Below are 18,531 nucleotides of genomic sequence, written 5' to 3'. Positions count from 1 at the left end.
TTCCTCTTATACTCCACCGATCCTGTCCAAAATCAATTGAAACCAGGGCAATTATAATGTAAGAAATCTGGTCGGGGGGCCGGGCCGGCGTGCTTCGGCCCTGCCTGTATCCCCTGCCCAACCATCGGATTGGCCCGGGCGGGGGAAAATGGTGATGCAGGCAGAAGTCTGTGAAACCGAAAACAACCACCAAGGAGGTCTAAAATGTTTCGAAAAAGATGTATTTTCATGATCGTCTTCTTTTGTGCGGGAATATTCGTTCCCTGTGTATCGGCGCTTGCCGCCGAAGGGGGGCTTCGGTACAGCATCATGGTTTCCAAGTTCGAAAACCGTTCCAACTGGAGCGGCCAGTGGGATCTGGGAGACGCCTGGGGTGCCGTACTCACGGACAGCCTTGCCCAGACCGGGAGATTCATCGTCCTGGGCGAGAAGGACATGCGGGGGGAGGCCATGGAGGAGCAGGACCTGGCGGCCAGCGGAAGGACGGCCGGCGGCGGGAAGACGGTGGTCACCGGGCAGATGACCCCGGCCCAACTGCTGGTCAAGGGCGATATCACCCATTTTGCCGAGGCTACCGAAGGGGGTGGAGGCGGTATCGGTTTTGCCGGTATCCGGCTCGGGGCCGGAACGAGCATGGCTGAAATCAACACCGTAATCTATGTCGTCGATTCAAGCACAGGGCAGGTGCTGGCCTCCAAGAAATGCTACGGCAAGGTTTCGGATACGGGTCTCTCCGTAGGGGTTTCCCGCCATGGGTTTTCAGGGGACCTGGGCGGCTTCAAAAAGACCAACGCGGGCAAGGCCGTGGAGCAGGCGGTCGATGAGGCGGTGGGTTTCCTTACGGCCAAGCTTTCGGAGATTCCATGGACAGGGACCGTGATCCTGGTCAAGGGGGACAGGGTATACATCAACCGGGGGACCAGAGAGGGCGTCAGCGCGGGCCAGACCTTCCAGGTGGGGAGGACCGAGATCCTGCGGGACCCGCAGACCGGCGAGGTGCTGGACCAGAGCATGGAGAAGGCCGGAACGATCGAAGTGGTAACGGTAAAGGAGAAGATCGCCATCTGCAGGGCGGTCCAGGGAAGCGGCATTGCCAAGGGGATGACCGTCATGAAGTAGGAGTGAATTATTTTCAGGGCGCATCATTGTCCGGAGATCCTTCACCCATCATCTGGAACCAGGACCGCATATAATGAAGTCCCGATGCGATGGTCAATACCCCGGTGACGACATAAATAATGGGAATGGCCTTTGAAAAAAGATGAAAATGATTCCCGGCAAGCACCAGAAAGACCGTCCCGAGTTGGAGACAGGTGGTTATCTTGCTTACTATCGATGGGTGGATAACGATGTTCTGTTTGGTTAAGAACAATATCAATACCCCCAAGAGGATCAGGATATCCCGGGTGATGACCGTAACCGCCAGCCAGGCGGGGATGAACCCCCTGAAGGCAAGGACCACAAAGGCGGCAATGAGAAGGAATTTGTCCGCCAGCGGATCGAGAAAGGCCCCCAGCCTGCTTTTCTGGTTGAGGAGCCTGGCCAACAGGCCGTCTATGCCGTCGCTCAGACCGGCCAGCACAAAAACCGTCAGGGCCTCCAGGAATCTCTCATTTATCAGGTAGATAATGAAAATGGGGACCAGGATGATGCGTAGCGTGGTGATCAGGTTGGGGATGGTCATGACATCGGATTACTCAAGGTTAAAAATGACTGCTTCCTGTTCAATCGGATCGAAACGCAACGGGAATGGACGCTTTGGATGGGTCAGGATCCGGTGGATAAAGGTATCCCGATCCCCCTGAAATTCCACGGTCGCAGACATGGTATTGCCTTGGATCCTGGACGGAATCACGGAGATTACCCCCACGACCTCCTCTTTGAGGAAATCGCTGAAGCGCCAGAACTCCTTTGGCATCTTCATCCCCGCCAGTGTGACCGTCAGCGGGAGGATTCCTCCGCCACCGCTCACAAAGCTCCCTTTGATGCACGGGCAAAAGGTGGCGGCCGCCCGGTTCACCACCTCTTCGAGGGCTGTGACGAGCGAATCTGAGCCCCTCGAAGCCGCCGTCATCTGGTCAGCAATGGATTCCTGGCAGACCTGGATTCCCTGAGACACATCAATTGCCTTTAGGGTCAGGGAGATCTCTTCCCCGTTGTTGACAGTGCAATTGCCGAAGACGACCACATCGGCTGAGAAGAGCCTTCCCCATTTCAGGATATCCTTGTCTTGAAGGTCAGGTGATGTGAGGCCGGTAAGACGGCCGGCGTCCGGAGCGCTCAGGATGCGGTTGACAGGGGTGAACCCTCTGTTCTGAAAGACCTTATGGAGCGCAAGCTCCACAGGGCGCAGGCTCGGATCTTTTTCCGTGTCTTTCCACCAGTAAGAGATGTCTCCGTCCCTGCTTTCAGAGACCAGAAAGAGCACGTTGATGGGGGAGGCTTCCGCCAGGAGAACCCCGGCCGATTGGAGCTGTTCCCGTATGGCCTCTTCATTCACCCTGAGTCTCAGGAGGACCTTGTACCTGCCATCAGACTGCTGTTCCGCCAGGATATGAAAATTTTCAACTTCTTCCCGGGCCGCGGGTATGATTTCCTGGGCGAGACGCTCAAAATGACTGACGGCCCTCCGGCTTCCGAGCAGGTGAACAATATAGTCTTCCACGCCCTTCATCAATGCCTGGGCAATGGCGGTTTTTTTCGCCAGGGCCGAATTTCCCTTGATAACATCGGCATCGCCGATAGCCAGGAGTTCACCGGGTTTGGGAGTCTCTTCGGCCTGGGCACGGCAAAAAGGGAGGAAAAAGAGGGAAAAGGATAAAAAAAAGAGGAAAAGGGCGTTTCCTCGAAGCCTTACAGCGGATCTGCCGCCACTATTTTTTTGATGCCCCACAAACACCCTGCGATTCTGATCCGTCAACATGCTATCTGGAAGGCGACAATGACTTGAGTTCATTATCAGATTCCAGGACGAGTCCGTTATTGATTTCCAAGACCTTTTTAAATGCCTTCTCTGCCTCCAACGGTCGATCGGCCTTCTTGTATGCAATACCCATATAGAAGTATGCATCGGGCAGGTCCTCCTGGCATTGCAATGCATCAGAAAACCGAGCCCTCACCCTGTCCAGCCACCGGTCTTTCTGCTCCATGGTATAAAGACGCATAAACCCCACATAAGCCAGGGCTTTTTGCCTGTCATTCGCTGCCGTGTCCCTGGCCATCCCCATGGATTCGAGGGCAGGCCCGAATTTGTTTTCCCTCCCGTAGGTCAGCCCCAAGCCCTGATGGGCCTCAGAGAAGTCGGGATCAAGTTGCAGGGCCAGTTCGAATTCCCTTTTGGCATCAAACAGATAATTTTTATGGAGCAGTTTCATGCCGCTGGATACATGATGTTCCGGGGTGTCTAACACATTTTCAGGATTCCTCGGCTGGGGTGAACAGCCCATGAAAAAGAAAGGCGCCAAGAAAAAAAGCGCAATCATTGTGCGAAGAATGTGACAATTGATGACATCCATCAGAATTCCTCCAGTGAAAGGCCATCCCGGGACCGATGTTGGGTGTTCCGGCAATGCATTGCCCCCTATGCCTTAGAAAATAAAAGCAGAAAGGTCAAGCGTTTTCAGATAGAAATAATTCAATCTGCTCCAATACCACATCTATCCCGTCAGGGTCAATCCATATGACCTCCGGTTCCGCCCTGAACCAGGTAAATTGTCGCTTGGCGTATCGGCGGGTATCTCTTTTGAGGGTGTGAATGGCCTCTTCAAAGGACCATTCCCCCTTCAAATGACGGACCATATGCCGGTAGCCGATCGCCTTCATCGGTCTGAGGTCAGGGGAATAGCCCTTTTCCAGAAGATGCCGGGTCTCCTCCAGGAGTCCCATGTCCGCCATTTTCACGGTTCTTTTGTCGATCCGATGGTAGAGGGTTTCCCTATCCACATTCAGGCAGATCTTCAAGGCGTCCAGGGACGGCTCTCTAAATCCGTGTCCTTTCATGATATCGGAAGAAAGGCGATCGGAAATATGAATAATCTCGAGGGCCCTGATGATTCGTATCCGGTCGTTGGGATGGATCGCGGCAGCGCATTGAGGGTCAAGGCCTGTTAATCTTTCATGGAGTCTCGCGGGTCCACTCAGGTCGCATTCCCTGCATAATGCCTCCCTCACGGTCGGGTCCGACGGCGGGGCCTTCATGAGCCCGCCGACAAGGGCGCGGATGTAAAGCCCGGTGCCGCCCACCACAAGGCATGGCTTCCCTCTTGAACAGATGTCGGTGACGGCGGAGAGGGCCTTGGATCGATAGATGGCCGCGTTGAAGGGCTCATCGGGACGGACGACATCCAAGAGGTGGTGCGGGATTCCCCCTTGTTCCTCCGGGGTCGGCTTGGCCGTGCCGATGTCCATCCCCTGATAGACCTGCATGGAGTCCGCGTTGACGATTTCTCCGGACAGGGAATGGGCCAGGCTTACCGCGAACCCGCTCTTGCCGCTGGCGGTCGGGCCTGCAATAACAACGATCTTGGGCCGCCTCTCGTTGGACATGATCTTCCGCTTACACCGCCCGCTTAAACAGTTTTTCCATCTCATAATAGGTAAACTGCCTGGATATGGGTCTTCCGTGAGGGCAGTTGGTGGGGAGGTCCATCTCTCCCAATTCAGCCAGGAGCCGGTCCATTTCTTCAAGGTTCAATCGCTGCCCGGCCCGGATAGCACCGTGGCAGGCCATCAGAGTGATGCAGGCGTCGAACAGGGTGCTTTCATCAGGAACGTCCTCTGTCAATTTTATGACCAGCTCGGACACGAAGGACTGCCAGTCCACGTTCCTCAGCAGGGCCGGAACCGCCGTCAATAAAAAGGTGTTGCCGCCGAAGTGGTCAAAGTCAAGCCCGAATCTGCGCAACCCCTCCCCCTTTTCCAGCATTACCCGGGTTTCCTTTGTGGAGAGTTCCAGCTCGTGAGGGATCAGGAGTGCCTGCATCTCTATTTTTTCGGCAGCAAGGGATTTCTTGAGATGTTCATATACGATCCGTTCATGGGCCGCGTGTTGATCCACGATCATGAGCCCGTTCGAGGTTTCGCACAGGATATAGGTATGTCCCAACTGCCCGATGATTCTCGGCCCGGTGGGGACCATGGCCGAATCGGGGGACGGCCCGGCCAATACCGGCCGAGACAGGGTCTCTGTCCACGCGGGTCCTGGAGAATACTCCCAGGGAGGTTCTGAAACAGCGGGTGAAGATACCCGCTCAAAGGGGATTGCACGGTCCAAAACCCCCTGCCTCGAAAAGGGTTGAGGCGAGCTGTCGAGACTTTTTCCAACAGCGGACACAATGGCCCGGAATATCCTGGAGGCGTTGCGAAATCGGATTTCCTGCTTGGTCGGATGGACATTGACGTCGATCTCCAACGGATCGATATCAATAAACATCACCACCTGGGGGTATTGGCCCTTCATGAGGCGCCGGCCGTATCCCTCCATGATCGCCTTTGTCACGAGCCGGTCTCTGATGTTCCTGCCGTTGACATATACATAAAGGCGATCGCCCCTGCTTCTTGCGAAATCCGGGGGCGCTGCATAGACTCTGATGGAGAGATCACCCTCTTTTTCCTCCCCCGTCACCATGGCCTCTGCCGTCTTTCGGCCCATCAATCCGGAGATACGGTCACGGGTGTCTTCAGATGCAGGGAGGTGGATCACATTCCGAGTGCCGTCATCCAGTCTGAAGGTGATCCCTGGAAACGGCATGGCAATCCGGGAGAGGCTGTCCACGATGTGATCCGTCTCCGTCCGCACGGCACGGAGGAACTTCCGTCTCGCCGGGATGTTGAAGAAGAGGTCCTTGACATCGACAATCGTCCCCGGAGGGGCGCCCGTCTCCTTTATCTCCAGTAGTTTTCCCCCCGAAATCCTGAGGCTGTGTCCTGTCAGGAGGCCCTGGGGCAGAGAGGTGATTTGGATGCGGGCGACCGCGGCGATACTGGGAAGGGCCTCTCCCCGGAAACCCAGAGATCGGACGCTCAGCAAGTCGGATGCCGTTCGAATCTTGCTTGTGGCATGCCTTTCCACGCACAACAAGAGATCATCTTTGGACATGCCGAGACCGTTATCGCTGACCCTGATGCGTCGTTTGCCCCCGTTTTCAATGGTGACCACGATCCGGTCCGCACCCGCGTCAATACTGTTGTCCGTCAATTCCCGCACAACAGAGGCGGGCCGGTCCACCACCTCTCCGGCCGCGATCTGGGAGGCCAATGTTTCGGAGAGGATTCGGATCGTATTCATAGGGAAAGAAGGTTTTTGTCTACGTCGAACCGTCGGACAGGGCGAGGATTTCTGAAAAATCTTGGAAAGGCCTGTTTCTTTTTTGCCAGAAGCAGATTGTGCGTGCCCATAGGGTCGTGCAGCAGGCAAACCGAGGTTTCGGGATGTTTCAGGAAATCGTTTGCCAGGCTGCGGGAAAGACCCAGCATGAGGGCCAGATATCCGTGAAAATGGCGCCACCGGACCACACGGGTTTCAAAAAAAAGTTCCCGCGTGGTACAAATACGGTCGGAAAACTTGACGGTCTGGGCAAAAAAGCCCTTTCCGGCCTTGAAACCGTTTTTCCGCTTCCCTCCGATCAGCTTGAGAAGGTCGTCGCAGATTTGATGGTCCATATCCAGTATGCCCCTGGCGATCCTTGTGTAGGCCGCGCCGATCCGATAATCCGCCCGGATCTCCCAAAATAGATGGCCCATCTTTCCCCTTCCCGGGTAGGCGCTTAAGAGATTGGGGATAAAAAAATTGTGGGCAATGACGTCGGCCGCCAGATGAGAGAGAAATCCAAGGGCATAGGCTGTCTCACGGTCATCTTTGGCCCCGCGCAGAAATTTGAAACCGCCCTCCCAGGTATGCGGATTTTTCTTGTAGGTTTTTTTCCCTTTTCCGATGAAAAAATCGGCGGACAGGCAGCCGTATATGTATTCGATGGGAAATGAGGTGATGACCTGGGCCACAGAGGGAAGGAGGAGACTGGCGGAATTGAGCGAGTTGAGGGCCAATGCGGTATGGACGCCGGGCCCCCAGGCGAGGGCGCATTTCGCGTCTAAGAGATGGATGATGAGATAACCGACAGCAAACACAACTACTTTTACAACAAATAACATGAGGGGGTGGTATCTCCTGGATGAAATGATATGTATTTTTACAAATTAATACACCATATCACACTGTCGCTCCCCCTTCAATCTTTTTATACGGAGGATTTGCGACAGGGACAATGATAAGCACCCTTCTTCATACAACAACCTTCTTCTTGAATTTTTCCAGGTCTTTGATACAATCAACGGCATAGCCGTGATCCGGAATATCTCATGCAAAGACGTGAAGGCACACACAGATATTATTTTACAGGGTTAACCAACAGGACCCACGAATTTTTCCGGAAGTTGTCCCGCAAGCGGGAGTACGGATGCAGAATCTTAACGGGTGCCTTGATACACGGGCGTCTCGAGTGCCGCGGGGGAAGGAATGGATAAGGAAGACTGGCAAAAACGGGGCACCGGCCATCGGGAGAGATTGCGGCAGCGGTTTCTGGAGGGCGGTATCGAGAGATTCAGCGATGAAGAGGTCATTGAGTTTCTCTTGACCCTGGGGACCCCGAGGGGCGATCAGAAGCTTCCGGCCCGCCTGGCCCTTAAGACATTCGGCAATCTTTCAGGGGTGTTGTCGGCTCCCCTGGAGCAGTTAACCGGGATAAAAGGGATCGGCCCCAAGAATGCCCTCTATCTGGGTCTGGTGCATCAGGTGGCCAACCGGTATCTCAAGGACAGGATTTCCGGGAAGATGTTTTTCGGTTCTTCCCAGGCGGTTTTCGACTATTTGTTTCATTCCCTGCGGGACCTCAAGAGAGAGGTCTTTAAAGTTCTCTTCCTGACGCGCAAGAACGAGCTGATTGCGGACCACGATCTCTTTAAGGGGGGCCTCACGGGAAGCGCGGTCTACCCGCGCGAGGTCCTTTCCATGGCCTTGGAGTATAAGGCCGCCTCCCTCGTGTTTGTGCATAACCATCCTTCAGGGGATCCATCCCCCTCACCCGAGGACCAGCGGCTGACCAGAGACCTGGTCTGGGCCGCCAGGGTGTTGACGGTTCAGGTCCTGGATCATATCATCATCGGGAACAACACCTACTACAGTTTTGCAGACCAGGGGATCATCCGGCGCTTTGTCAATGAATATGAAAGCAAATTCAACGCGCAGACGCCATGCTCCTGACCCCCGGAAAGCTGCTGATACTGGCCAAATGGGTCCTGACGCGTCTCCCCACCACAGTCGCCGTCGATATTACGCATCGATGCAATCTCAAGTGCCGTCACTGTTACTGGTGGAAGCAGGACCATCCCGCTGAACTGGATGACGGCCGGATGATCGCGTTCCTTAAGGCCCTTCGGGCAAGCGGTCTGGCCGCGGCCATCCTGTACGGAGGGGAACCCACGCTCCGGCCCGAGGTGTGCCGGGTCGCAGGGGAAATATTCGATGCGACGCTGGCCTTTACCAACGGGATGAACGGCTTCCCATTGCTGCGAAATGTGCAGTGGATACTTTCCCTGGACGGTCCCGAGGACCTCAACGACAGCATCCGGGGGAGGGGCGTGTATGCCAGGGCCGTGGAGCACCTGAAAACGGCGCCTCAGCCCCCCATCATCCATATGACCATCTCCAGGCTCAATCAGGACAGCCTGAACGAGTTTGCGCGCCACATGATGAAACTGCCGGTTAAGGGGATCGGATTTTCCTTTTACACGCCTGACCGGAGCACGGACGATTCAGACCTCTTCATCCCTCTAAAGGAGAGGGACCGGCTGGTGATGAAACTGCTCTCCCTGCGGAAAAGATATGGGGAGAAGATCGGCTTTACGCCTGCCATGGCCCGCCAGCTGCTGACCACAGGTGATTTTTTCAAGTGGAACCGCTACGCCGACTGCCCGGTGAGCCGCCATATTCGCTGTTTCAAGTCAAATGGCCACCCCAAGGCCTGCACCTATGGGGACACGGCCGACTGTTCCCGATGCGGGTGTGCGGCCGTGGCGGCCTACCGGGGGGCCTTCAAGCCGGTTGACTACCCGACCCTGCGGCTGATCCTGGGCCTGATGATCCCTGAATTGCGGGTTCGGGGGTGCGATATAGGAACCGCGCCATGATCCTTCCAGACATCGGCAAGAAGGGAGGATTGAAAGATCTCTGCCTTGAGGCGGGCGACCAAAGGCAACGCTTTCTTGATCAAGCTGTTACAGGTCGTATTAACCAGACCATCCCTATTACATCAATATTGATGTTGACTTCCAATGGAATTTGCCATAGAATTCTATGAAACCCGCTCCGGGGCATGCCCGGTTCAAGACTTCTTGGACGGGTTAAAGCAATCCGACCCGGGTGACTTTGCGGCGTTGATGGCCGGCATGGCCAAACTTCGAAACAGGGGTTACCATAAGCCGCCCCTTTCCAAGCCCATCGGGGATAATCTCTTTGAACTCAGACACGTGGGCAAGTTGAATTCACGGATGCTCTATTTCTTTTCAAAAGGGAAGAGGATTATCATACTGCACGGGGTTCGAAACAAGGCCAGAAGCATTGCCCCCGGAGATCGGAAGGTTGCTCTGGATAGAAAGCGCGATTGGCACGCGAGGTTTACCCAATGAAACGCAACGGCAAAACCAATTTTGACAGATATCTTGATGAACAACTGGGAGACGCCGAGTTCAGGGACCGTTTCGAAAGGGCGGGTGAAGCCTGGGACGTGGCTATGAAATTGGCTGCCTTACGCAAGGAGGCAGGACTGTCCCAAAAGGAACTGGCCCAAAAAGTGGGGACCTCTCAACAGCAGATCAGTCGCCTCGAATCCCCTTCCTATGAAGGTCACTCCCTGAGCATGCTGCGCCGTATTGCAGCGGTACTCGGAGCGACCGTCCACGTGGATATCCGACGAAGAGACGCTTCCGGCCAGGCAGCCGTAGCTGAAGCGACGCCTGTTTATGATAAGAAATGATGCCTATGTCTCCCTTGCCGATGCAGACAGAAGACGCTTGGGTTTTGGATCAAATAGCAGTGATCGTAACCGTTTACGGGGTTCAGAGGTTAATCGCACGGGAATAACCTGTCAAATTCAGGAGGTTGAAACAACCAGAGGTGAAACGCCGTTTGATTTGGACCTCAACAGACCAGCTACACTTCCATGAGTCTGGCGAGTTCTTGACTTGAGACAGACAGTTGCGTTAAGAAGGACCACTGAGTTAAGCGATATTCAAGATGGTCATTCTATAGGTTTGGGCTCTAAGGCTTTTCAGAGGGGAGAGACATCATGAATAAGCGACCTGCAGGCAAGAAACAACAGAAGCCCAAGAAGAGATCATCGGGAATTGGAGAGGCTGCGGTCCCATACTCACCTCCCTCAAGACCGGTCAGTCCCGCCTTGCAATACACAAGATTCGAAATAAACCATTTCCGGGGTTTCGAGTTCCTTGAGATAGGGCCTTTCAGCCGTGTGAACCTCATCACGGGCATCAATGGCGTTGGAAAAACCGCGGTCCTCGAAGGCCTGTTCCTCCATATAGGCGTCCTCAACCCGCAACTGGCCTTGAGAGTCAATCTCTGGCGGGGCCTGGGAGTTGTCGGGGAATGGATGGGGGTACTATGGAAGACGTTGTTCTGGCAGTTCAGGACAGGAGAGCCCATTGTGCTCGCGGGGGACTGATTCCAACGGAAAAAGAAGGCTCCTTAGTATAAACACCATTCCATCCCCACCCACCGTAGAAAAGGACGCGACCGGCGCCGCAAGCCTGGATGTGTCCAAGGGCATCGATAATGACCTTCTCCTTGAATACAAGGATGAAAAGGGCCGGGTATCGAAAGCCCGGGGAATTCCCGAAAAAAAATCTTGCTGGACATGCAAGTATCAGCAAATCGCAGGGAATAATTTTTTTGGCACTTGCACCTATTTTAGTAAGATTGGCAGACCCAACAAGGATATCCCGAGAAACATTGTGGACGAGGGCTGCAAATTCTGGATCCCAAAGTCCGGATCAGCCAACGGAAAAGGCTCGGGGAGCCAGTGAGCGATGGTGAAAGACAGAATCCCGTCAGGAGGGTGACATGAGTGGACTTGAGCGGTTTCAGGAGCATCTTCGTGCTCTGTTTTCAACTGGATACGGCGGATCTGGATTTCGCGATCTATCGCCTGTTCGCGGCCAGACGGGAGGAGGTGGAACGGTTCATAGATAAGGAACTCCCCGCGAGCGTGGATGCCGCCTTCTCAGATCTCCCGGATGAATTACCTGGCTTGGCTGGATGATTCGGGAATCGTCGCACGGGCTGTGCGACAATCGGAAAGCGAAATCGTCGCACAGCGCGTGAGACAAATCGCTTCATGCCCCCTGCCCCTGGCCGTGACGCGCTTGCCGTGGGGGCATCATGTTGTTCTTCTTCAGAAAGTCAAAAATACCGCCGCCCGCCTCTGGTATGCCGAGGCCGCGGTCGAGCATGGCTGGTCGCGGGATGTCCTGGCCCTTCAAATTGATTCCGACCTTCACGCCCGAAAGGGCAAGGCGGTTACCAATTTCGCGCGAACATTGCCGGCTCCGCAGTCCGATCTTGCCCAACAGTCGTTGAAGGATCCTTTTGGCGCACCCGGTTTACACGCGCCCTGCCCAAGTCTCTCCGTCTCAGTCTTCCCGCGGTTGATACCATTGAGCGGGAACTAAACGCCGTGGTGCGCCGGGGGGAAAAGGAATGAACAGGACCCGGCAATCCGTCCAAAAGGGCGGTTCAGCTTGCCCAGGTCATCATCAGACGCCTTTGGGTTACTCTACCGAGGGGTGTTTTTGTTTGGCAGAGTGGGATTAGTCTGCCGGCCGTTCGTTTTTATCAGCACCCGAGGGCGCACAGCGGAGTCTAATTGAGAGGGGGACAACTCATAGAGGAAAGAGGCATAAGAGCATGGACCCCATGGACCCACCCATCAGAAAAGACGCGCACTCCATAATCTATTGATGCAGCCATCGAGGCCAGCGGATGTTGCTGCGGCGGGTGCGAGACCGCAGAGAAACTCAGTTTTGTCGTGGAGCTGGGCCGACGTTCCGACAACCCTGATGACAGGTTCAAGCGGATTGCCGAATGGCTGGATGCACGCCCTGGTATTCAAAGCTGGAAGGCCGGGGAAGAATTCGATCTGCGGCATGGTGACTGCACGGATTTGGAAGGCGGGGGTTGATAACCCACACAAGGCGATCAAGGAGGTCAAGGCCAACACATTGGGGTGTGGGCAGACAGCCGGATAATCGAGGAGTTGAAAAATGCCGAGAAGAAGATCCCCGGTTCAAATTGAAATCATCGAGAACTCCATTTTCGTTATACGTGGCCTGAAGGTTATGCTGGATAAAGACTTGGCCGAATTATATGGCATTGAAACAAAGAGTCTGAAGCAGGCAGTGAAAAGAAATCCGGATAGGTTCCCTTCGGATTTCATGTTTATACTCACATCTCAAGAGGTTATAAACTTGAGGTCACAAATTGTGACCTCAAGTTCCGATGGTTGGGGAGGCTCGCGATATAGGCCGATGGCTTTTACAGAGCAGGGGGTTGCCATGCTTTCAAGTGTCCTTAGGAGCAGACGAGCGATAGAGGTAAATATAGAGATCATGAGGGCATTTGTAAGATTGAGGGAAATCTTGGCCACCCACAAGGAACTTGCTGCCAAAGTCAGCGATCTCGAAAATCGCATCACAGATCACGATGAACAGATTCAGATGATCTTCGAGGCCATCCGGCAGCTCATGACGCTACCAGAAAAACCGAGAAAAAAGATCGGCTTCGAGGTCAATGAACCCAAAGGTCGGTATGGCAAGCGATCCAGGAAAACGGAGGGTTGATGGCAGGACCATCGAGACTGTCGCATAGAGGAGATGTGTGCCGATCAGATTCACGCCTGGCAAAAATGCCGGTATACCTAGATGATTAAATTAGCCCCGTCTCACGCAAGGACTTATACTTCTTCCCACAGCGGAGTGCCATACTTATTGTTGGAAGAAAGGAGTTTTCGTTTAATGTAATACGCCAGCGCTTCTCGACATCTCACTATCCGATACCCACTTTCCTGGGTTTCATAGTTCTTCAACACCGCGTCCTGGGTTTCCATAGGTAATTTCGGGTTTGGACGAAATCGTAATGTAGTAAATGTATTCCATATCTTGTCCTCTGCAGAAGACACCCACTCCTCGTTTGTAATTTCCGCCCACAAAATCCTCGAGAGAACGAAATCAAGAAAATACTGTTTCTGGTGGCAGTAGGCCCGCAAGTGATAACGATCCTCGGCAAAAACCAAGTGATTTGGCGATATGGACCGGACCGTCAGGGATTCTAGGTTTTTGCTGCGGTAATTGATTTGAACTACCTGTTTCCGCAGCAGCGCAGAAAGAACCGTTCTGATAGTTTCCAGAGGCAACTCTGGTCGCAGTAATCTGTCCACATCGGTCAGTTCTATGTCGCTCCACCCTCGCTCTTCCCTGTAAAACCCGGCAAGCGTTTGCCCTCGGAGGTAATCGAGAAAACGAATCGGTGCAGTCCGAATATAGCTTGGCGAAAAAGAATCTTCGGGAACATGTCTTTTGCGTTTCGGATCATATCGCATTTGTCGGGGATGTCGGCGCCGGTAATCATCGATAGTGGTCTGAGCCGATTGTCGTGTGATCCCGAAGGCTTCGGCTAGGTCGCTGGCTCTAAGGCCCTCCCCCCAGAATAGCCGCGTCTCGATAAACTCAAACCGAGCGAGCATAAACATGTCAAGTTTCTTGACATGTTTATTCCTTATAGGTCCTTCTTTTTTCTTGACTCTCATTTCTGCCATCGCCTATGGTATTTTCGAAACATAAAAACAGGAGGACATCACCATGCATCGCGTCCGAATCACATTACCAAAAAGGAAAAGCGTTGACTATCGCAATATCGATACCCTTCATGACGCCCTGGTCAATGCTTGGACAGCTGGAGGAGCCCCCGCAGAAGCAGTGGTCGGCCCAAATGCCGGCATGTGGCATTTCGCTGCTCTGGGATGGCGTCAGAAAGAAGGGAACAAGGTGCATACCCTTGTGGTCGGTAGCCCGGATCCGCAATTAGGGACCTGGCTGTCGGAGATGGACCCAGCCGATATCCGGCATGCAAGGGCGGCTACGGGCGAAGCCGTTGACTTTTCCGCTGCAGAAGTGCGAATCGACCCCGACCCTATCGCACCGGGTCTGACATCTCTGGGCGTGGTCATGCTTTCGCCTCTGGCCGTGTCCCGAAAGGAAAACAGCAAGCGGCAATGGGTATCACATGTGAACGAGGTGGACTTGAGTTCCGCGGTGAGTGCGCGGCTTTCAAGAGTGGCGGATCGTCCGGTTCAGCTTAAGGTTGAGCCTGATCGACTTTATGTCCGCTGCAACCAGAAACACGACTCGCTGATACCGCTCAAAGAGTTTGCGGACGGCCGAAAAAGCTTCGTCATAGGCATGCGCGTCCCCTTGGTTCTCCAGGGTGCCGAAGAAGATCTCCGCTTGGCCTGGTACGCGGGAATCGGCGAAAAAAATCGCTTTGGTTTTGGGTGCATCGGCTTGGTGGAAAAGGGGGTGGGACGATGATCCAAAAGGAGTGGGGGGAAACCGCGTCCCAGATAGCCGCGTCGGTTTACAGACGCTTTTTAGCCGAAGTGGTCGAGCGCCATGTGATTAATGATCGTTTGGGTGGGCCGTTGGGTGAAGAGACGCGGAAGAAAGTGGAAAATAAATTCATGATCGATCCCAGAATTCCGCGTTTAATGTCTATCAGCGGCAAGGGGGGGATAGCCCCAACCCAAGAAAAGCAAGACATTTACAGCAAGTTTTCTAACGTAAGTATGCTCGATCATCTTCTTTCCGTCGCCCGAGGGGCCATTACGTTGGCTGCACTGGATTGGATGTGCCAGAATCCTGAGATGGACCCGAGTGTTCTGGAACAGCGGTTGTGCGTGCTGGCGGTCATCGGCTTCTGCCATGATCTGGACAAGGATCTCCAATTGAAGAGAAACGCGCCATTGGAAACGGACATGGTCTCAGAAAGGATGGCTCGGTACGGCATCCATGCATTTCTGGGGGCCGTTGACGCTTCACTGACTCCTGATGCGCTTCGATATCTGTTGGAGAAGGTGGAAGCCACCCAGGCCCATCGAACGCCCCCGGATGAATTACCCCCCCGTGAATACGAGTCCCTTCCCCTTTATGTGCGACTTGCTGACCGGTTGGACGGTACATGGCTTTCGACCGAGCCCGAAACAGGTGGCTTGGAAGGTGTTATCCGCCTGCTTTCCAGCGATCAAAGCTGTCTTCACACGGATATTTTAAGAAATTGGAAGGCTATTCATATTTTCGATCCGCACCATCCGTTTCTCCTGGATGAACTCCAGCGATGGCTGTCGCTCATGAGCCTGGAACTGGCAGGGATGCCCCCATTGATTGAAGTCCATCAGGATGGCCATTTGTTTGTGCTGATTCCGGAGTCTTCGTACAATGATATCGTGACGAGTGCGCTGGATCGACTGTGTCATCACCTCCCTTTCAAAATGAGGCTTGATGTCTCCAACCGAGGGGTCCCTTCCCTCTATGAAGGCCAGCCCACGCACGAAGAGATGATAGAATTCATTGTAAATCGACTGACGTCCAAAGATCTCACAGATTTGTTCAAGATCAAAAACGAATTGAGAGATTCACTGAAACCGTTGCTCAAGGATCTGCTGTCGGATATCGGACTGGCGCCGGTATGGCCGAAAAATCCCACTGGTGCCTTGACGACGCTCTATGCGTCCTTCGACGGCATTGAGCCAAGCGACAGAGAGTGGCTTTACCTCGCTGCCCATCTGGTGCTGCTGCTTAATCTGAAGGTGAACGCGAAACCCAAGAACGGTGTTTTACAACCCACTGAACGGGAAAACCAACTATTGGTTGCTGTTAATATGGAGCGCCCACACTGGATCGCCAATATCTCAGACGACACCTCCCGCCGGACTGTGACGGCCTTGTGGGCTGTCGCCCTGGCCACAGAAGACGGTGGTGTTCTTGAGCGGATATGGGAGAGTGATGCTTGCCTGTTACAAAAATGGCTGGAAGGTCAGGGTCAATCTCCTGGCCTGAACCAATTTATCCAGAGAGAAGGCGCCGCAGTGGTCGACGGTGTCCGAAACCGCCTGGCGCGTCTGCTGGCCGGCACACGGGTTGTTGCAGAAGATGAGTCCGCGGAAGGGCGATGTCTTTTCACGGATGAACCAGTGGATTTTAAATGCACCATCAATCAGGCATCCGGGCTCTACGGTGTCAAGGTTTCGGCTTTTTCCGGCCGGGAGGGACGTCCCGAACTGATCACCTCAGAAAAGTCTCACACCAATGTCGGGTTCACCTCCATAGCGGAACATAGAATGAGATCGGACGTTCACGAAATTCAGGGTGGAAGAGAAAGCGGGGTGCCCACGCTGATTTCATCTCCTACCACCAGCGGACTGTTTGGTGGCCTCGGTTTGACCGAAGACCGGGCCATGGGGGCCATGTCCCTTTATGATCTGACCCGATATGAGATGAAAAAGGGTCGGGTTCTGAAGGGAATAGAAGCATATCAGGGTCGCCACCGAATGGCCCGCCTGGAAAGGATTCCCGAAACCCTTAAGGGGCAAGTCGATTTTCTTCGGATGCTGATCACCGCCGCCCGGCGCTTGGGGCGCCCAATTCATCTGTTTCGTGGCCTGCCTATCCTTCGGAAAGAGTATTTTTATTTCGATGCCATGCCCCGGGTTTTAGTGGAACTTCTAGGCGATAACGGATTGTATCTGGAACAACTTCCACTTGCCCTTGATCGGCTTCACATGGCGTCCGATCTGCTCGAAACCAACGGTCTGGGATATGAGGTGCTCATGCAGTATGCCGGGAATAGGACTCGGTTTGGTGCCATGTGCCTCGCGTGGTGCCATTTGAAGGATCGTGAGGAAAAAAGGTCTGCGTTGTCAAACCGTTTATATTTGGAATTCACTAATTGTATGGAGGATGAAGGACTCATGAATGAACAAGATGGTGCATTGGTGAGGTTAGGTAGGGCCGCGGCCGGCATTCAGAGAAACCCTGGCAGCGCGGCCTCGGCCAATGAAGAATTGATGGTTTTCAAGATTTGCCTGGATACCGCCAACGAGGCACGCCGCATCGGACAGGAGGACGCCGCATCCCTCGGCTATGCGATCGCGGGGGAACTGGAGACCAACCTGATTCGGAAAAACAAGGCATGGAAGGATAAAGGTTTCATCGATAATTGCCTCGCGGTGGCCGAACTGTTCGTCAACGATGTCTGGTTTGGGGTCTTGGCCGGCAAAAGTCCCACCCAGAAAAGTCGACGGATTCTTTCCAGCATCTACCGCATGGCTTTCTTGAAAACGCATCATGACCGTGTGAATGAAAATCGGAATAACATCCAAAAGGAGGATAACGAATGAAACGATTTATCCCTTATCTGGGCAACATCGACTTATTGGTGACGGCCAGCCCTAGCGAAAGCAAGGGCAAGAAAGATGAATATATCCATCCAGCGCTAAAAAACCTTGGGTGCATCAATCTTGTAGTGATCCGGGAAGCCATCGCCCCGGTGGTGTTCCGGAATGCGGAGCAGGAAATTACGGATATTGAGGTTTTGGATGAGCCTTACGTTCGCGCTGTTCCCAACAAATTTAAATATCCGGAAAAAGGCCGCGGCCTTCAAATTCTCCGCGCTTATGGGGTTGGGGGACGACTGCCTCAGAACAAGACGATCCTCCGCAAGGATCAGAAGCCGTCGGACGCCTATGATCTGAATACTCTGGTTTTCGGCGATTCCACCACCCATGACACGCGGATTCTGCCGGTGCGGGCCGGAGTAAACTATTCCGACGGGCTGAGCCTTTTGCCTAAACATCTGTGTGTGGATGAAAGCTTTCACAATCGGGCCATGGAGGACGGCACTTTGTTCGATGCCGAAAGCAAGAAGAACAGCGAACATCTGTTTACCCGCTATTTCATCCTGCCGGGGACCTTGATGGTGCAGGTCCTGTCCACTCGGGGCAAGGTGCTGCCTCTGGAAGGACTGGACCACCTGCTGCTCTCCATGGGGCTTGCCGGTTCCTATGGCGGGCAGACCTCCATCACCGGCGTCAACATCCATTCCCGTCTGGTGGGACTCTATGGCAGTCGGTTTGAGAGGGCCGAGACATCTCCTTACGAGGTGGTAAAGGCCATGACCGGAAAGGGCTTAGACCTGAAGAGTCCCAACGTGGTGACTGAAAAGCTCCACGAGTTGCTGTCACCTCTCCATGAAGCGGCCATGGGACCCGACGAAGCCCAGGCTTATCAACGCAACCTGGTGGAACGGTTCGAAGCGGATGATCCCGAGTTGAAGGATCAATATATCAAGGCCGCGCCCAAAGTGGCGGAACTGTTCGACAGCTGGTTCGGTACGGGGAAATCATCATGACTATC

General features: G+C 54.0%; 20 protein-coding genes. 13 read left to right on the top strand and 7 right to left on the bottom strand.

Translation table 11 applies throughout. The features are described 5' to 3' along the window. The first annotated feature begins 204 nt into the window (after positions 1–204). Positions 205–1,119 (top strand): hypothetical protein, encoded by a 915-nt coding sequence (locus tag K9N21_00915; protein MCF8142457.1) that lies wholly within the window; start codon positions 205–207, stop codon positions 1,117–1,119. 13 nt (positions 1,120–1,132) lie between these two features. Here K9N21_00915 and K9N21_00910 read toward each other — a convergent pair whose 3' ends face one another. From K9N21_00910 to K9N21_00885, 6 genes are all read right to left on the bottom strand, one after another. Continuing rightward, positions 1,133–1,684: a CDP-alcohol phosphatidyltransferase family protein gene (locus tag K9N21_00910; GenBank protein ID MCF8142456.1), complete on the bottom strand. Its 552-nt coding sequence runs from the start codon at positions 1,682–1,684 to the stop codon at positions 1,133–1,135. Between the two features lie 9 nt (positions 1,685–1,693). Then, positions 1,694–2,893, bottom strand: coding sequence for a DUF2066 domain-containing protein (locus K9N21_00905; GenBank protein MCF8142455.1), 1,200 nt, complete (start codon positions 2,891–2,893; stop codon positions 1,694–1,696). A gap of 31 nt (positions 2,894–2,924) precedes the next feature. Further along, the gene (locus K9N21_00900) at positions 2,925–3,515 is read right to left on the bottom strand and encodes a tetratricopeptide repeat protein (protein MCF8142454.1); all 591 of its coding nucleotides are present in this window, start codon (positions 3,513–3,515) and stop codon (positions 2,925–2,927) included. Positions 3,516–3,609: 94 nt separating this feature from the next. Further along, the gene (gene miaA / locus K9N21_00895) at positions 3,610–4,545 is read right to left on the bottom strand and encodes a tRNA (adenosine(37)-N6)-dimethylallyltransferase MiaA (GenBank protein MCF8142453.1); all 936 of its coding nucleotides are present in this window, start codon (positions 4,543–4,545) and stop codon (positions 3,610–3,612) included. Between the two features lie 10 nt (positions 4,546–4,555). Next, positions 4,556–6,286 (bottom strand): DNA mismatch repair endonuclease MutL, encoded by a 1,731-nt coding sequence (gene mutL, locus K9N21_00890; protein MCF8142452.1) that lies wholly within the window; start codon positions 6,284–6,286, stop codon positions 4,556–4,558. Then, positions 6,283–7,149: a zinc dependent phospholipase C family protein gene (locus K9N21_00885; GenBank protein ID MCF8142451.1), complete on the bottom strand. Its 867-nt coding sequence runs from the start codon at positions 7,147–7,149 to the stop codon at positions 6,283–6,285. Before K9N21_00885 ends, mutL begins: the two co-directional genes overlap by 4 nt. A 364-nt stretch (positions 7,150–7,513) precedes the next feature. On the opposite strand from K9N21_00885, the gene radC reads away from it, so the two are divergent. The 9 genes from radC (at position 7,514) to K9N21_00840 (ending at position 12,906) form a co-directional block, all read left to right on the top strand. Then, positions 7,514–8,257 (top strand): DNA repair protein RadC, encoded by a 744-nt coding sequence (gene radC / locus K9N21_00880; protein MCF8142450.1) that lies wholly within the window; start codon positions 7,514–7,516, stop codon positions 8,255–8,257. Beyond that, positions 8,248–9,183, top strand: coding sequence for a radical SAM protein (locus K9N21_00875; GenBank protein ID MCF8142449.1), 936 nt, complete (start codon positions 8,248–8,250; stop codon positions 9,181–9,183). Before radC ends, K9N21_00875 begins: the two co-directional genes overlap by 10 nt. 144 nt (positions 9,184–9,327) lie before the next feature. Then, the gene (locus tag K9N21_00870) at positions 9,328–9,681 is read left to right on the top strand and encodes a type II toxin-antitoxin system RelE/ParE family toxin (GenBank protein MCF8142448.1); all 354 of its coding nucleotides are present in this window, start codon (positions 9,328–9,330) and stop codon (positions 9,679–9,681) included. Next, positions 9,678–10,028, top strand: coding sequence for a helix-turn-helix transcriptional regulator (locus K9N21_00865; protein ID MCF8142447.1), 351 nt, complete (start codon positions 9,678–9,680; stop codon positions 10,026–10,028). The genes K9N21_00870 and K9N21_00865 overlap by 4 nt, the downstream gene beginning before the upstream one ends. A gap of 312 nt (positions 10,029–10,340) precedes the next feature. After that, positions 10,341–10,733, top strand: coding sequence for a hypothetical protein (locus tag K9N21_00860; GenBank protein MCF8142446.1), 393 nt, complete (start codon positions 10,341–10,343; stop codon positions 10,731–10,733). Positions 10,734–11,135: 402 nt separating this feature from the next. Then, complete coding sequence (locus K9N21_00855; GenBank protein ID MCF8142445.1) at positions 11,136–11,330, top strand: hypothetical protein; 195 nt, start codon at positions 11,136–11,138, stop codon at positions 11,328–11,330. Further along, on the top strand, positions 11,281–11,739 hold the full coding sequence (locus K9N21_00850; GenBank protein ID MCF8142444.1) for a DUF1016 N-terminal domain-containing protein: 459 nt from the start codon (positions 11,281–11,283) through the stop codon (positions 11,737–11,739). Before K9N21_00855 ends, K9N21_00850 begins: the two co-directional genes overlap by 50 nt. Positions 11,740–12,023: 284 nt before the next feature. Then, positions 12,024–12,248 (top strand): hypothetical protein, encoded by a 225-nt coding sequence (locus K9N21_00845; protein MCF8142443.1) that lies wholly within the window; start codon positions 12,024–12,026, stop codon positions 12,246–12,248. An 82-nt stretch (positions 12,249–12,330) separates the two neighbouring features. Continuing rightward, on the top strand, positions 12,331–12,906 hold the full coding sequence (locus tag K9N21_00840; GenBank protein MCF8142442.1) for an ORF6N domain-containing protein: 576 nt from the start codon (positions 12,331–12,333) through the stop codon (positions 12,904–12,906). A gap of 113 nt (positions 12,907–13,019) precedes the next feature. Here K9N21_00840 and K9N21_00835 read toward each other — a convergent pair whose 3' ends face one another. Continuing rightward, positions 13,020–13,871 carry a WYL domain-containing protein gene (locus K9N21_00835; GenBank protein MCF8142441.1) on the bottom strand — a complete coding sequence of 284 codons (852 nt, stop codon included), beginning with the start codon at positions 13,869–13,871 and terminating at the stop codon, positions 13,020–13,022. Positions 13,872–13,923: 52 nt separating this feature from the next. Between K9N21_00835 and K9N21_00830 the strand changes: the two genes are divergently transcribed. From K9N21_00830 to K9N21_00820, 3 genes are read left to right on the top strand one after another with little or no spacing between them, the layout of a single operon-like run. Further along, positions 13,924–14,652 (top strand): CRISPR-associated protein Cas6, encoded by a 729-nt coding sequence (locus tag K9N21_00830; protein MCF8142440.1) that lies wholly within the window; start codon positions 13,924–13,926, stop codon positions 14,650–14,652. Then, the gene (locus K9N21_00825; GenBank protein MCF8142439.1) at positions 14,649–17,516 is read left to right on the top strand and encodes a hypothetical protein; all 2,868 of its coding nucleotides are present in this window, start codon (positions 14,649–14,651) and stop codon (positions 17,514–17,516) included. The genes K9N21_00830 and K9N21_00825 overlap by 4 nt, the downstream gene beginning before the upstream one ends. Next, positions 17,513–18,526 carry a type I-D CRISPR-associated protein Csc2 gene (locus K9N21_00820; GenBank protein ID MCF8142438.1) on the top strand — a complete coding sequence of 338 codons (1,014 nt, stop codon included), beginning with the start codon at positions 17,513–17,515 and terminating at the stop codon, positions 18,524–18,526. The genes K9N21_00825 and K9N21_00820 overlap by 4 nt, the downstream gene beginning before the upstream one ends. The last annotated feature ends 5 nt before the right edge of the window (positions 18,527–18,531 follow it).

The sequence above is a fragment of the Deltaproteobacteria bacterium genome (assembly GCA_021737785.1).
In the GTDB taxonomy this organism is placed as follows: Bacteria; Desulfobacterota; DSM-4660; order Desulfatiglandales; family Desulfatiglandaceae; genus AUK324.
The sequence above is the reverse complement of the archived record's forward strand: the minus strand, read 5'-3'. Positions and strand labels throughout refer to the sequence as shown.